8 protein-coding genes and 1 pseudogene are annotated in these 15,458 nt (G+C 73.6%); 6 read left to right on the forward strand and 3 right to left on the reverse strand.

Features of this window, described 5'->3' with window-relative positions; translation table 11 throughout:
* The first annotated feature begins 27 nt into the window (after positions 1 to 27).
* Positions 28 to 861, forward strand: coding sequence for a thioesterase II family protein (locus ACIO9K_RS21625; protein WP_387981602.1), 834 nt, complete (start codon positions 28 to 30; stop codon positions 859 to 861).
* Positions 862 to 935: 74 nt separating this feature from the next.
* Here ACIO9K_RS21625 and ACIO9K_RS21630 read toward each other — a convergent pair whose 3' ends face one another.
* Complete coding sequence (locus ACIO9K_RS21630) at positions 936 to 8,228, reverse strand: amino acid adenylation domain-containing protein (protein ID WP_400332079.1); 7,293 nt, start codon at positions 8,226 to 8,228, stop codon at positions 936 to 938.
* 377 nt (positions 8,229 to 8,605) lie between these two features.
* A complete protein-coding gene (locus ACIO9K_RS21635; RefSeq protein WP_400332082.1) occupies positions 8,606 to 9,082 on the reverse strand; it encodes a GNAT family N-acetyltransferase in 477 nt (158 codons plus the stop codon).
* A gap of 458 nt (positions 9,083 to 9,540) precedes the next feature.
* Here ACIO9K_RS21635 and ACIO9K_RS21640 point away from each other — a divergent pair, with 458 nt between their 5' ends.
* The 4 genes and pseudogenes from ACIO9K_RS21640 (at position 9,541) to ACIO9K_RS21655 (ending at position 12,544) form a co-directional block, all read left to right on the forward strand.
* A complete protein-coding gene (locus tag ACIO9K_RS21640; RefSeq protein WP_363375621.1) occupies positions 9,541 to 10,452 on the forward strand; it encodes an ABC transporter ATP-binding protein in 912 nt (303 codons plus the stop codon).
* A gap of 83 nt (positions 10,453 to 10,535) precedes the next feature.
* On the forward strand, positions 10,536 to 11,360 hold the full coding sequence (locus ACIO9K_RS21645; RefSeq protein WP_363624229.1) for an ABC transporter permease: 825 nt from the start codon (positions 10,536 to 10,538) through the stop codon (positions 11,358 to 11,360).
* Between the two features lie 88 nt (positions 11,361 to 11,448).
* Positions 11,449 to 12,294, forward strand: a pseudogene (gene ddaH, locus ACIO9K_RS21650) (dimethylargininase); the annotation flags it as partial.
* Positions 12,295 to 12,343: 49 nt separating this feature from the next.
* The gene (locus tag ACIO9K_RS21655) at positions 12,344 to 12,544 is read left to right on the forward strand and encodes an MbtH family protein (protein ID WP_363624231.1); all 201 of its coding nucleotides are present in this window, start codon (positions 12,344 to 12,346) and stop codon (positions 12,542 to 12,544) included.
* 82 nt (positions 12,545 to 12,626) lie between these two features.
* On the opposite strand, the gene ACIO9K_RS21660 is transcribed toward ACIO9K_RS21655, so the two are convergent.
* Positions 12,627 to 13,103: a hypothetical protein gene (locus ACIO9K_RS21660; protein WP_400332087.1), complete on the reverse strand. Its 477-nt coding sequence runs from the start codon at positions 13,101 to 13,103 to the stop codon at positions 12,627 to 12,629.
* Positions 13,104 to 13,161: 58 nt separating this feature from the next.
* On the opposite strand from ACIO9K_RS21660, the gene ACIO9K_RS21665 reads away from it, so the two are divergent.
* The gene (locus tag ACIO9K_RS21665) at positions 13,162 to 15,456 is read left to right on the forward strand and encodes an RHS repeat-associated core domain-containing protein (protein ID WP_400332089.1); all 2,295 of its coding nucleotides are present in this window, start codon (positions 13,162 to 13,164) and stop codon (positions 15,454 to 15,456) included.
* The last annotated feature ends 2 nt before the right edge of the window (positions 15,457 to 15,458 follow it).

The following is a 15,458-nucleotide window of genomic DNA, read 5'->3' on the forward strand; positions in this document are numbered from 1 at the left end:
TTGACTGGGGAAGAAAAAGGAGCAGCGATGACCGGTTCGTCCGCCGTACAGCACGACGAGGTGGCCCGATGGACGCCGTGGCACCGGGACGCCGCGCCGAACGGGCGGTCCGGGCCCGTACGCGTCTACTGCCTGCCGCACGCCGGCGGCTCCGCGAGCGCCTACCTGCCGTGGGCCCGGTCCGGCGAGCAGCCGGGCCTGACGATCGTTCCGGTGGAACTGGCGGGCCGGGGCACCCGCCTCGCCGAGCAGCCGTCGGCCGTCATGGACGAGGTCGTCGACGGCCTGCTCGCCCTGCTGGCGAGCCGCCCGGCGGACGAACCGTTTATCCTCTTCGGCCACAGCATGGGCGCCCGGATCGCCTACGAGACGACCCGCCGGCTCGCCGCCGAGGCGCGGCCGCTGCCGCTGTCCCTCGTGGTCTCCGGCGGCCGGGCCCCCGGCACGCCGGACGTCACCCGGCTGCACGGACTCACCGACGACGAACTCCTGGAGCGCATCGTCGGCCTCGGCGGGACCCCGGCCGAGGTGCTGGAGTTCGCCGACCTGATGCAGATGATCCTGCCGGTGCTCCGGGCCGACGTCACCCTGCTGGGCGAGTACAACGACCGGATCCGGCCGACCGTGCTGCCCTGCCCGGTGCTGGCGCTCGGCGGCGCCGACGACCTGATGGCCGGACCGGAGTGGATCACCGGCTGGCGGGCCACCACGGCGGCCGGCTTCCGCCACCGCATCCTGCCGGGCGACCACTTCTTCCTGCACCAGCAGCGGGCCGAGGTGCTCGCGGAGCTCGCGGCGCAGGCCCGGGCGTGCCTGGACACCGCGGACGGCCCCCAGGAGGGCCGGGCGCCGGGCGCCTGACCCCGGCCGCCCGGTTCCGTACGACGGGGCCGGGCGGCGGGTGGCGGTCCGTCCGGAACGCTCCGGACGGACCGTCATCGCCGGCCCTCGTCGGCCCGTCGCAGGACGGCGGCGACGACCCGGGCGATCTCGTCGATCGGCCCGGCGTCGGCGAGGTCCAGGTGCCGGGCGGCGAGCGGGTGGTCGGCCACCGGCCCGGTGGCGTGGGCCGACCAGACGGCCACCGTCTGCTGCGGCCGGTGGTCGCCGGTCGCGGTGAAGGTGGTCAGTGGCGCGTCGAGCACCCCCGGGGTCCACGCCGCCATCAGCCCGGCGTGGTAGCGGCAGGAGTCGAGGAACACCGCCAGCTCGTCCTCGTCGCGCGGCGCGGCCTCGCGCAGCGCCACGGCCAGCCGGTCGAGGAGTTCCGAGGGCTTGGGCCGCCACTGCTGCGCCAGGACGGCCGCCACCTCGGCGGCGGGCGCGCCCGTCGCCGTCAGCAGCTCGGCCAGCACGGCGGTGTCGGTGACCTCCCCGGCGTCCGGCGGCGCCGGATGGCTGTCCAGCAGCGCGACCAGGTCCACCTGCTCGCCCTGCTCGCGCAGCAGCACGCCGATCTGGTGCGCGACCAGCCCGCCGAAGGACCAGCCGAGCACCCGGTAGGGGCCGTGCGGCTGGACGGCGCGCATCCGCGCCAGGTACTCCCGCGCCAGGCCGTCCACGTCGGCCGGCCGCTCCCCGCCGCCGACCGGGCCGATGCCCTGGAAGGCGTACACCGGCTGGTCCGGGTCGAGCCCGCGCAGCAGGCCGATGAAGCCGAGGCCGTCGCCCGTCACCGGGTGGACGCAGAACAGCGGTGCCCGGCCGCCCGCGGCCCGCAGCGCCAGCAGCGGTTCGAAGGGGGCGTCGGCGCGCCCGGGCCGCTGCCCGGTCAGCCGCTGCGCCAGCGCGGCCGGGGTCGGCGCCTCGAACAGCGCCTTCACGGGCAGGTCGACGCCGAACTCCGCGTGGATGCGCTCGACCAGCCGGATCAGCAGCAGCGAGTGGCCGCCGAGCAGGAAGAAGTCGTCCTCCGGGCCGACCGCGGGCACGCCCAGCAGCTCGGCGAAGACCGCGACCAGCGTGCGTTCGGCCGGCGTGCGCGGCTCCCGGGCCCGGCTCTCGACGTGGGTCTGCGGCTCGGGCAGCGCCCGGCGGTCCAGCTTGCCGTTGGCCGTCACCGGGAGCGCGCCGAGCAGCACGTAGGCGGTGGGCACCATGAACTCGGGCAGGTGGCCGCGCAGGTGGGCGCGCAGCGCGGCGGCCGTGGGCGGCTGCGCGGCGCCGTCCGGCACCACGTAGGCGACCAGCCGTACGGCGCCGGCCCGGTCCTCGCGCACGGCGACGGCGCAGGCCGTGACCGCCGGGTGCTCGCCGAGCCGGGTCTCGATCTCGCCGAGCTCGATCCGGTGGCCGCGCAGCTTCACCTGGCTGTCCACCCGGCCCAGGTACTCCACCACGCCGTCGGGGCGGTGGCGGGCCAGGTCGCCCGTGCGGTACATCCGGGTGCCCGGAGCGCCGTGCGGGTCCGCGACGAAGCGTTCGGCGGTGAGCGCCGAGCGGCCGAGGTAGCCGTACGCGAGCTGCTCGCCGGTCAGGTAGAGCTCGCCCGGCACGCCCGGCGGGACGGGGTTGAGGGCGGTGTCCAGCACGTAGCCGCCGGAGTTCCAGACCGGCCGCCCGATCGGCACCGGGTGCGCCTGCTCGTCCGCCGGGCCGCACTCCCAGGCCGTCACCTCCACGGCGGCCTCGGTGGGCCCGTAGAGGTTGTCCAGCCGGACGCCCGGGAGCACCTGCCGGAACCGGCGCACGGTGGCCGCGGGCAGCGCCTCGCCGCTGGCCACGACCAGGCGCAGCCCGGTGCACTCGGCGGCCCGCGGGTGCTGGAGGAAGACGTCCAGCATGGACGGCACGAACTGGGCGACGCTCACGCCCTCGCGCTGGATCAGCTCCGCCAGGTAGGCCGGGTCGCGGTGCCCGTCGGGCTTCGCCAGCACCAGGGTGGCGCCGGTGATCAGCGGCCAGAAGAACTCCCACAGCGAGATGTCGAAGCTGGCCGAGGTCTTCTGCAGGACGCCGTCCCGGGCGCCGAGCCGGTACTCCTCCTGGCCCCAGCGCAGCCGGTTGGCGATGGCGTGGTGCGGGACGAGCACGCCCTTCGGCCGCCCGGTCGAGCCCGAGGTGTAGATCACGTAGGCCGGGTCCCGGGGGCCGGGGGCGGTCGGCGTGACGCCCTCGGGCGCCGGCAGGTCCTCCGGCGACAGGCACGGCACGCCCTCGGCGGGGCGCAGCGCGGCGGCCTGCTCCGGGGCGGCGATCACCGCGGCCGGGCGGGCGTCCGCCAGCATGTACGCGAGCCGGTCGGCCGGGTAGTCCGGGTCCAGCGGCAGGTAGGCGCCGCCGGCGCGGTGGACGGCGCACAGCGCCACCACGAGCTCCACCGAGCGGGGCACGGCCACCGCGACCCGGCTGCCCGGGCGGACGCCGACCGCGGCGAGCCGGCGGGCCAGCGCGTCGATCCGGCGGTCCAGCTCGGCCGGGCCGAGTTCCCGGCCCTCGAACACCAGGGCGGGGGTGTCGGACGGCGCGGCGAGCCCTGCCGACACCAGGGCGGCCAGCGTGGTCGGCGCCAGCTCCCGCCGCTCGCCGGCGGAGCGCTCCAGCAGCCGCGGCCGCTCGCCCTCGGCGGACAGTTCGAGCCGGGAGATCGGCCGCTCGGGGTCGGCCGCGGCCGCGCCGAGCAGCCGCGTCAGGTAGCCGGCGATCGCCTCGACCGTGGCCCGGTCGAACAGGTCGGCGCGGTACTCGACGGCGCCGGTCAGCTCGTCGTCCGGGCCGGCGGGCGTGCCCAGGGTGACGGTGAGGTCGAACTTGGCCGGCGCCGGGCCGGCGGTGAGCAACTCGCTGTCGAGGCCGGGGATCTCCACGGCGGCGCCCGCCTGCTCCATCACCAGGGCGACCTGGAAGAGCGGGTGGCGGCCGGGGGAACGCTCCGGGTTGACCAGCTCGACGATCCGCTCGAACGGCAGGTCCTGGTGGGCGTAGGCGGCGAGGTCGGCGTCCTTGACGCGGCGCAGCAGCTCCCGGAAGCCCGGGTCCCCGCCGGTGTCGGTGCGCAGCACCAGCGTGTTGACGAAGAAGCCGACCAGGTCGTCCAGGGCCTCGTCGGTGCGCCCGGCGATCGGGGTGCCGATCGGCAGGTCGGTGCCCGCGCCGAGGCGGGTGAGCAGCGCCGCCAGACCGGCCTGGACGGCCATGAAGAGGCTGGCGCCGTCGGCCCGGGCGAGCTCCGCCAGGGCGCGGTGGTCCGCGCCGCTCAGCCGCAGCGGCACCCGGCCGGCCTCCTGGCCGGTCTCGGCGGTGCGCCGCCGGTCCACCGGCAGCGCGATCTCCTCGGGCAGGCCGGCCAGCGCCCCGCTCCAGTACTGCCACTGCCGGGCGGCGGTGCTGCCCGGGTCCTCGTCGTCCCCGAGCAGGGTGAGCTGCCACTGGGTGTAGTCGGCGTACTGGACGGGCAGGGCGGTCCACTCGGGGGCCCGGCCGGACGTCCGGGCCTGGTAGGCGGCGCCCAGGTCGCGGGCGAGCGGGCCCATCGACCAGCCGTCGCAGGCGATGTGGTGGACCGTCAGCAGCAGGACGTGCCGCTCGGGGGCGAGGGCGAAGAGGTGGGCGCGCAGCGGCGGCTCCGACGCGAGGTCGAAGGGCTGGGCGGCGGCGGTGCGCAGGGCCTCGGCCAGGCCCTCCTCGGTCACCGTGGCGGTGCCGGAGTGCCGTAGCAGCGGCGGGAGTTGCTCCGGGGCGAGGATCCGCTGGTGGGGAGCCGCGTCCTCGCCGCGGGGGAGCGGGAAGACGGTGCGCAGGGCCTCGTGGCGCGCGGCGCAGTCGTGCAGCGCGGCGGCGAGGGCGTCCCGGTCCAGGGCGCCGGTCAGGCGCAGGGCCAGCGGGATGTGGTACGCGTCGCTGTGCGGGTCCAGCTGCTGGAGGAACCAGAGCCGGCGCTGGGCGTGCGAGAGCGGGATCCGCTCGGGGCGGGCGGCGGCGGTCAGCGCCGGGCGACATCGCCCGGCGTCCACCGCGCGGGCGAGCCCGGCGGCCGTCGGGCTCTCGAAGACCGCCCGGATGGGCAGTTCGGCCCCCAGGGCGGTGCGCACCCGGCTGACCAGCCGGGTGGCGAGCAGGGAGTGGCCGCCGAGCGCGAAGAAGTCGTCGTCGGGGCCGACCTCGGCCACGCCGAGGACCTCGGCGAGCAGCGCGCACAGCGCGGCCTCGCGGGCGTCCCGGGGGGCCCGGGAGCGGCCGGTGGCGGCCCGCAGCCCGGGCTCGGGAAGAGCGGAACCGTCCAGCTTCCCGCTGGAGTTGAGCGGGAGCCGGGCCAGGACGGCGTAGGCCGCCGGGATCATGTAGTCGGGCAGCTGCCCGGCCAGCAGCTCGCGCACCTCGGCGAGGTCGGGGGCGTTCCCGTCCTCGGTCACCAGGTAGGCGGCGAGGTGGCGCTCCTCGGCGCCGGCGCCCCGGGCCAGGACGGCGGCCTGCACGATCGCGGGGTGGCGCAGCAGCACCGCCTCGATCTCGCCGGGCTCGATCCGGAAGCCGCGGATCTTGATCTGCCCGTCGGCCCGGCCGAGGTACTCCACCTGGCCGTCGCGGCGCATCCGGGCGAGGTCGCCGGTGCGGTACATCCGGGCGCCGGGCGGGCCGTACGGGTCGGCGACGAAGCGCTCGGCGGTCAGGGCGGGGCGGCGCAGGTAGCCGCGGGCCAGGTGCGGCCCGGACAGGTAGAGCTCGCCGGGCACGCCGAGCGGGACGGGGCGCAGCAGGTCGTCCAGCAGGTACGCCCGGGTGTTGTCGAGCGGGCGGCCGATGACGGGGGTGCGGCTGTCCGCCAGGGAGCAGGCGAGCGCGTCGACGGTGCACTCGGTCGGGCCGTAGTAGTTGAACACCGCGACGTCCGGCAGGGCGGAGAGTTCGGTCCACAGCGCCGGCCCGACGGCCTCGCCGCCCAGCATCAGCACGGCCGGGCGGTGGTGGCCCTCGGCGAAGAGGCCGGCGGCGGTGAGCGCCGGGACGTACGTCGGGGTGAGGTCCAGGAAGTCGAGGCGCTCCCGGCGGACGTAGCCGACCAGGGCCTGCGGGTCGAGCCGGACCTCGTCGCTCAGCAGGTGCAGCGGGTGGCCCTCCAGCAGCCAGAACAGCGGCTCCCAGGCGGTGTCGAAGGTGATCGAGGCGACCAGGCCGAGCTGGAGCCGCCGGCCCTGCGGGCCGCCGGACGGGCGGACCATGCGGGTGCGGTGGTGGTGCATCAGGCTGCTGAGGCCGCCGTGCGGGATCACCACGCCCTTGGGCACGCCGGTCGAGCCGGAGGTGTGGATGACGTAGGCCGGGTCGTCCGGGCCGGTGGGGCCGGTGCGGTCGGCGTCCGTCAGGTTCCCGCCGGGGTGGGCGGCGACGGCGGCCCGCGCCCCGGGCTCGTCCAGCACCAGGACGGGCGCGCCGTCCGGCAGCCGGCCGGCGTCGGCGGCCGTGGCGAGCACGCAGACCGGGGCGGCGTCGGCGAGGATGCCGGCCAGCCGCTCGCGCGGCATGGCGGGGCTGACCGGTATGTAGGCGGCGCCCGACTTGAGGACGGCGAGCAGCGCGACCAGCAGGTCGGTGGTGCGCGGCAGCGCCAGGACGACGTAGCGCTCGGGGCCGGCCCCGCGCCGCACGAGCTCCCGGGCGAGCCGGTTGGCGCGCTCGTTGACCTCGGCGAAGGTGAACCGGCCGTCCTCGGCGACGAGAGCCGTGACCTCGCCCTCCAGGGCGGCGCGCTCCTCGAAGGCGCCGTGGTACGTCACCGCGGGGGCGCCGTGCTGGGTCGCGGTGAGGGCGCCGTCGTGCGTCATCGTGGCGGCACCGTCGTGCGGCACCGCGAAGGCGTCGTCGTGCGGCACCGCGAGGGCGGGCAGGGCGGGCCCGTGGGCGCGCTCGAACAGGTCGAGCCGCTCCTCGGCGCCGAGCAGGTCGTACTCGCCGATCCGCTGGTCCGGGTCGGCGGCGGCCGCGGCGAGCAGCCGGCCGAGCCGGGCGGTCAGGGCCTCGGCGCCCGCGCGGGTGAACAGGTCGGTGCTGTACTCGACGAAGCAGCCGAGCCCGGCCGGGGCGCCGTCGGCGTCGTGCACCTCGCGCATGTTGAAGGACAGGTCGAACTTCGCTCCGCCCGGGCCCGCCTCGGCGATCTCGGTCTCGATGCCGGGCAGCGCGAGGGAGGCCTCGGGGGTGTTCTGGAAGGCCAGCATCACCTGGAACAGCGGGTGCCAGCCCAGCGAGCGGTGCGGGTTGAGCGCGGTGATCAGCCGCTCGAACGGGAACTCCTGGTGGGCGAAGCCCTGGAGGTCGGTGCGGCGCACCCGCTTGAGCAGCTCGCGGAAGGTCGGGTCACCGGAGGTGTCCAGGCGCAGGACCAGCGGGTTGACGAAGTAGCCGACCACGTCGTCGTAGCGCTCGTCGGTGCGGCCCGCGATCGGGCTGGCGATCGGGATGTCCGTACCGGCCCCCGACCGGGTCAGCACCGTCGCCAGCGCCGCCTGGAGCACCATGAACATGCTGACCCGGCAGGAGCGGGACAGCGCCAGCAGCTCGCGGTGCAGCTCGGCCGGGAGGTCCCACGGGAAGTACTCGCCCCGGTGCGACATCGCGGCGGGGCGGGGGTGGTCGGTGGGCAGCTCCAGGAAGTCCGGCAGGCCCGCCAACGCCTGTCGCCAGTAGGCGAGTTGCCGCCCGCCCTGGCCCTGCGGGTCGTCCAGGTCACCGAGGTTCGCGTGCTGGCGCACGGCGTACTCGGCGTACGTGCCGGGCAGCGGGGACCAGACGGGCGCCCGGCCCTGGCTGCGGGCCAGGTAGGCGGTGCTCAGGTCGCGGGCCAGCGGGGCCAGCGACCAGCCGTCGCCGGCGATGTGGTGCAGCACCATGAGCACCACGTGCTGCTGCGGGCCGAGCACGAACAGGTGCACCCGCAGCGGGGCCTCGGCCTCCAGGTCGAAGACGTGCCCGGCCCCGGCCTCGATCAGGGCGGGCAGTTCCTCCTCGGTGACGGGCGCCACGGTGAGGACCGGCGGCAGCTCGGCCATCGCCAGCACGTGCTGGCGCGGCACGCCGTCGCGCTCGGGGAAGACGGTACGCAGGGCCGCGTGCCGCTCCACCACGTCGGCGAGGGCGCACCGCAGCGCCTCGTGGTCGACCGGCCCGGTCAGCCGCAGCGCCACCGGGACGTTGTACGAGGCGTCGCCGCCTTGGAGGCGGTCGTTGAACCAGAGCGCCAACTGTGCGTACGACAGCGGTGTCTCCGCGGGCAGGCTGTGTTCGCCCAGCACGGGGCATCCCTCCAGGTGGAACCGCCCCGCCGGCCGGGTGGGTCGGGCGGGCCGGACGGTGGTTTCCGGTGGCTCTTGGCCGTTGTGGGCCCCGGCCGTGGTGAGCCGTGGTGAGTTGCGGCCACGGTGAGTCGCGGGGCGTCGTGGGCCCCGGGGCCGTCGGGGGCCGAGGCCGTGGTGAGTTCAGGCCGTGGCGAGCCCCGCCGTTGTGATGAGCGGGCCGTGGTGGTGTGTGGGCGGCCGGGGGTCCCGGGGCCGTCGCGGGCCCCCGGCCGTGGTGGCCTCCGGGGGTCCTTGTGGGCTCCGGGACCGCGGGGGCCCGCCGACGTCCCTCGGCGGGGGGGGGGCTACCGGCTACCGCGCTGTGCGGGCGGGAGTCACGCGGTCCAGCGGTAGGTCATGTCCGGCTCGTTCTCCTCGTTGCGGCTGCCGTCGTTGGTGTCCACCACGACGAAGCCGTGCCGCTCGTAGAAGGCGCGCGCCTCGGTGTTCTTCTGGAAGACGTGCAGCGAGAGCTCCTGCGGGCTGGCCGACTTGACGGCCTCCAGCAGCGCCGTCCCGATGCCGCGGCGGCGCACCTCGGGGCGCAGGTAGAGGTGGTCGAGCAGGTTGCCGTCGAGCGAGGCGAAGCCCAGCACGGCCCCGGTCCCGGCGTCCTCGGCCAGCCACACCCGGGTGTCCGGGAGCACGACGTGGGTGATCCAGCTCAGGGTGGCCTCGTCACTGTGCAGACGGGGCAGGTACGGCATGGTCGCGGTGCGGGAGGCCAGGAAGACCTCGGTGACGACACCGGCGTCCTCGGCTACCGCGGCCCGCAGGCGGACGTTCGCGGTGAGCGGTCCGTCGGACTGCATCCACATCTCCTCGGTCAGGTGTGTGAAGGGGCGGTGGTGCCGCGGGTGACGACCGAAGGAGGAATACGTGATCGGCACCCGTCGCACACCGACGCTACGGTCGCGAACTACGGGCGATGGAGCCGAATTTCCCCCCGGATGGGCCGACATAGTGCGTCCCGGCGGCATTGATCTTCGAGCAACCTAACACCTGGTCATGGACAGGGGAACCCCCGAAAGCAGGTTCCTGACAAGTCGATTCTGCGGTTAGATGATCGCGCGGGCCCGGCCCCCGGGGAGCGAGGATTTCGGCGCACCGGGCGGTGACATTCCCCGACTTCCCTTGTACCTTCCCCGACGCCGAACTTCCCCTGGCTTCGCCCGACTTCCTCCGTCTTCCCCTCGTCTTCCCCTGCACATCCCCTGCACATCCCCTGCGCTTCTCCTGCCTTCCCCGACTCCCCGAAAGGAGCGCCCGCGTGGACACTCCTGCCGTCCGAATCAGCGGCGCGGTCAAGACGTTCGGTGCCACCACCGCGGTGGGCGGCCTGGACCTGGAAGTGCCGCCCGGCATGTTCCTGGGCCTGCTCGGGCCCAACGGCGCGGGCAAGTCCACCACCATGCGGATGCTCACCGGACAGACCCGCGCGGACGCGGGCACCGTGGAGGTGTTCGGGCACCGGATGCCGGAGGACTCCCGCCGCGCCCGCTCCCTGGTCGGTGTCGTCCCGCAGCACGACAACATCGACCCCGAACTGACGGTGCGCCAGAATCTCGACGTCTTCGTCCGGTTCACGGCCCTGCCGCGCGAGCGCTACCGTGAGGCGGTCGACCAGGCGCTGGCCGCCGTCCGGCTGACCGACCGCGCGAACACCCGCGCCGACGCGCTCTCCGGCGGCATGCGCCGACGGGTCCTACTGGCCCGGGGCATCGTCAACAACCCGCGGCTGCTGCTCATGGACGAGCCCACCGTGGGCCTGGACCCGCAGATCCGGCAGGACCTGTGGGACGTCATCGACGGGATGCGCGAGAGCGGCACCACGGTGGTCATGTCGACCCACTACATCGAAGAGGCGGAACGGCTCGCCGACGAGGTGGCCGTGGTGACCGGCGGCCGGGTGATCGCCCGGGGCACCCCCGCCGAACTGCTGCGCGCGCACGCGGGCGCGCAGGCCGCCGAGTACCGGGGCGACGCGGCCCGGCGCGAACTCGTCGAGGCCGAGGCCGCCCGGGCCGGACTGCCCAGCCGGCGGACCGGGCCGGCGGTCTCCGTCCTGCGCGCCGAGACGATCTCCGCGCAGCTGCGCGAGCGTCTCGGACCGCCGGACGTGCTGCGCCCGACCTCCCTGGAGGACGTGTTCGTCGCGCTGACCGGAGAGCTGTTCGGCTGAGCCCGGGCCGGCCGCTCCCTCGCCCCCCTGGCCCACCGCCCGCCTGCCCGCCCGCCTGCTCGCCCCCACAGAGAGGACACCCGATGACCACGGCGACGCCCATGCCCCGCACCGAGGCCCAGACCGGTCCCGCCCCAGGCCTCCCGCCCGCCCTGTGGCCGACCATGCGGGCGGTGTGGCTGCGCGAACTGCTGCTCTTCCGCCGCTACTGGCCCGCCATCACCTTCGGCTCGCTGATCGAGCCGCTGGTCTACATGACCGGGTTCGGCATCGGTTTCAGCCGGCTGATCGACTCGGTCCAGGGGCACCCGTACCCGCAGTTCGTCGGCGTCGGCATGGTGGTCACCTCGGTGCTCTTCGCCTCGGCCTTCGCCGGGATGTTCGAGAGCTTCAACCGCCGCAAGTACCAGAAGATCTACGACGCCGTCCTGTGCCAGCCCGTCGACGTCTGGGAACTGGTCACGGCCGAGGCGTCCTGGATCGCCGTCAAGTCCTCCGTCTACGGCACCGCGCCGCTGCTGGTCTGCCTCGCCATCGGCCTGCCGCCGGGGCCGGAGCTGCTGCTGGTGCCGCTGGTGGCGCTGGTCTCCGGCTTCGCCTTCGCCCTGCTCGGCATGTGGGTGTCCTGCCTGGTGCCGGCGATCGACTGGCTGCGGCTCGTGGTGTCCGGCGTGCTCACACCGCTGGTGATGGCCGCGGGCGTGTTCTTCCCGCTGGACGGGCTGCCCGACTGGGTCCAGGGGGTGGCGGCCGTCAACCCGATCTACCACTGCACGCAGCTGGTGCGCCACGCCGCCTTCGGGACGCTCGGGGCTGGCGACGCCCTGCACGGGGCCGTCCTGGCCGCATTCGCCGTCCTCGCCTGGTTCCTGGCCGTCCGCGGGATGCGCCGCCGGCTCGTCGACTGAACGGCTCCCGGACTTTCCCGGACCCCCGGAGCAACACGAACACCACGCACCACGCACCACGCACCACGCAGCACGCAGCACACAGCACGCAGCACGCAGACCGAGGAGAACCACCCCGATGACAGCCCGCGTCGCAAGCCAGCGCCGTTTCCTGATGTGCCGGCCCAGCCACTTCGGCGTCAGCTACTCCATCAACCCCTGGATGCACCCGGAGAAGCCGGTCGACGGCGCACTCGCGCTCGCCCAGTGGACCAGGCTGCGCGACCTCTACCGCGACCTCGGCCACACCGTCGAGGAGATCGACCCGCTGCCCGGACTGCCCGACATGGTCTTCGCGGCCAACGGCGCGACCGTGGTCGACGGGAAGGTCCTGGGCGCGCGCTTTCGCCACGCCGAGCGCACGGCCGAGGGCCCGGCCTACCTGTCCTGGTTCCGCGAGCAGGGCTGGTCCGAACTGCTGTGGCCCGAGCACATCAACGAGGGCGAGGGCGACTACCTGCTGGCCGGCCGTCGGCTGCTGGCCGGCACGGGCTTCCGCACCGACCCGAGGTCGCACGCCGAGGCCCAGGAGTTCTTCGGCGTCCCGGTGACCAGCCTGACCCTGGTCGACCCGGAGTTCTACCACCTGGACACGGCGCTCGCCGTCCTCTCCGACGACGAGATCATGTACTACCCGAAGGCCTTCACCCCCGGCAGCCGGGCGGTACTGCGCGAACTGTTCCCGGACGCCATCCAGGCGACCGCCGAGGACGCCGCCGTCTTCGGCCTCAACGCGCTCTCCGACGGCCGCCACGTCCTGCTCCCCGAGTCGGCCACCCACCTGATCGGCGAACTGCGCCGACGCGGCTTCGAGCCGATCGGCGTGGACCTCACCGAACTCCTCAAGGCGGGCGGCAGCGTCAAGTGCTGCACCCTGGAACTGCGCGGCCGCTGACCGCACCGGCAAGCTCACCGGTTTTCACCAAGCACGAGAGGACGACGTGGTGACGAATCCCTTCGACGACCCCGACGCCGACTACCTGGTCCTGGTCAACGGAGAGGGCCAGCACTCACTCTGGCCCGCCTTCGCCGCCGTGCCCGAGGGCTGGAGGACGGTGTTCGGCGCGGCGCGTCGGCAGGCCTGCCTCGACCACATCGAGCAGACCTGGCCCGACATCCGCCCCCGAACCCTGGCCCACGACTGACCGCCGCCCCGCCCCGCTGCCCCGCCCGGTCGTGCCGCAGAAACGCAGCAACCCTCCCCGGCCCGCAGACGGCTGCCCGGGATCAGTGACCAGGGGCGGGCACGGCAAGCGCCCGGCGGCGGATTTCGGCGGCTTTGTCGGTATCGCTGCCCGTGACCGCATCGACCCCGTCGGGTGCAGGTAGTCCCTCGGCGGTCACCGCGACGAATGAAGCGTGCGGGTTGGCCTTGGCGGCGGCGTTCAGTGCCTGTCCGAAGGCGGGGCCGACGGCGACGACCAAGTCGCAATGCTGGGCCGCGAGCCCGGCGAGGTAGGGCAGCGCCTGGTCGGCGGTGGGGGCTGGGACGAGCAACTGCTGGACGTTCAACTGATGCTGCTGGCCGGCCTCCTGGAGGGCGGTCCAGATGGCGCTGGTGTCGCTTCGGGAAGCGGCCTCGGAGACGTCGCCGGTGAGGCAGGCCGTGCGGCGCCCGGCGATGTTGGAAGGGATGACCGGAGCCGGGTGGCTGTTCTCGTCGTCGTCCGTTCCGAGAGCGAGCAGGACCGTGATGGCGGCCACGGCCGCTGCCGAGGTGAGTCCGAGCAGCCAGCGCAGGTGAGGGCTGGCGGGGAACTTTATGGCGGGCTACTCCTGGCGTTCGGCCGCGGTGTGCGACGGCGCCCAGCGGGGATGGTCAAGTCTCACCCAGGACTACGATGCGGCCGGTCGCCTCGCCACCGAGCGCTACGGCACCGGCGGCGGTAGCCGCAGCTACGGCTACGACAACCTCGGCCGCCTGCGCGACGACACCGTGAAAGACCCGAGCGGCGCCACCGTCGCCTCCATCGGCTACGGCTACGACCTCAATAGCCGGATGACCAGCAAGACCACCACCGGCACCGCCGGGGCCGCCACCAACCGGTACGGCTACGACCTGGCAGGTCGGCTCACCTCCTGGAACAGCGGTACCAGCGCCGCTGCATACACCTGGGACGCGGCCGGAAACCGGACATCGGCTGGCGGCGCCACGTCGACGTTCGACGAACGCAACGAGCTGCTCAACGACGGCACCACCACATACACCTACTCGGCGCGCGGCACCCTCACCGGCAGCACTGCCCAGGGCTCCCAGCCCAAGGATGTCCAGTTCGACGGCTTCGACCGGATGGCCAAGGAGGGGCCGTCCACCTACACCTACGACTCGACCGACCGCGTCGCCCAGAGCGGGAACACCGCCTTCACCTACGACGGCGGCTCCAACAACGTGGTCACGGACGGCACCGCCAGTTACACCCGAACCCCCACCGGTAGGCTCCTCGGCACGGCGGCAGCCGCAACGCCCAACCCACGCCTGGTGATCAGCGACCAGCACACCGATGTGGTCGCCACCATCGACCCGGCCGCGAAGGGCGTCACCGGCTCCACCGCCTACGACCCCTTCGGCAAGCCCACGGCGAGCGCCGGGGCCACCAACTCGCTCGGTTACCAGAGCGGCTGGACCGACCCCGTCTCCGGCGACGTCAACATGGCCGCCCGCTGGTACCGCCCGGGCAGCGGCACCTTCGCCTCCCGCGACTCCTGGCAGCTGGGCACCAACCCGTCCGCCCAGGGGAACCGGTTCACCTACGGCAACGGCGACCCGGTCAATTCGACGGATCCGTCGGGGCATTGCCCCTTCTGCATCGTCATCCTCATCGATGTGATCGCCAGCGCTGCGGAGGTGACGGTTGACTACGTAGCCGTCGATGTGGCCGTCGACATAGTTACGGCCCCGCCGGTGAGGGACTCAGAGCGCAGGCCGTCTGGAGGGCCGACGCCGGGCGCCATTTACTGCGAGTCCCACTGGTTTACCAGCGGCTGCGGCGGTAGCGGCTTCCGCAGTAGCCCGGGCCCGACTTCTGCACCACCAGAAACCCCAATCGATTTCCTCGGCCCGATTGCCGGCCGTGGAGGCAGCTCCGGAGGTGGGCATGGCGGAGGGGGCGGAAGGGGTGGAGGCGGTACTCACCGCAACCCGGGCTCACACAAGCGCCCCATGCCGCGCACGCCCCCCGGTCCCACGATGCCCAAGCCCAAGCCGCCAGCGGACACCCGCCCGATCAACGACAACGACCGCCCGCACGCCAACCCCGACCCGATCGACTTCTTCACCGACACCATCGTCACCATCGGTACCGCGGTCGTCTCCAGCGTGGTCGTCGAAGGCGCTCCGGTCGTCGTCGGCACCGCAACCGCCGTCGGCGCCGGCATCGTCGCCGGCACCGACGCCGCGATCGATCTCGCCGGTGACCTGCTCACCGAGCCGAGGCCTACGCCAATCCCGGCCACGGACCCCCTGCCGATTCCATTTCCGCTTCCGATTGGCCGCACCGGGGGCAGGACTCGTGACGACGACGAATCCTGTGGCGAAGGCTCCAGCACCAACGTGCACGGCAACATCACCTATCTGCCGAGGGAGCGCTTCCGTCCGGGGCGGGAGGGGTGCCGTGCTACGGGCGCCCATGGTTTCTTCAACTCGACACAGGACCTGGATGACGGAACGCCGACTGCCTGGAATGGTCGAGACTTTGAAGAGATAGTCACGCCGCCAGACTTTTGGAGTTTGCCGGACTGTAAGGGCTGTCGAGCACGCGGGCATTTGATGGGCCGCCAGTTCGGTGGGTCTGGTACGGATCTGCGAAACCTCGTTCCGCTATTCGGAAAGGCGAATCTTGAAATGAGTAAGGTGGAAAACAAGATCGCCGATGAGGTCCGTTCCGGACGGCAGCGAGTCACCTACGAAGTGACCAGCGTCTATGGCGTAACCCCGTCGGGGATCCCGGCCGCAGTCCACCTGCAGGCTCAAGGGAGCAGCGGCCTCGACGTTGACTGCTACATTGTGAACATCCAGGACTACCAGAGGATTTGCTCCTCCGAGAAGTACGGAAGGTGACT

It is taken from the genome of Kitasatospora sp. NPDC087271, from assembly GCF_044744605.1.
Taxonomy (GTDB): Bacteria; Actinomycetota; Actinomycetes; order Streptomycetales; family Streptomycetaceae; genus Kitasatospora.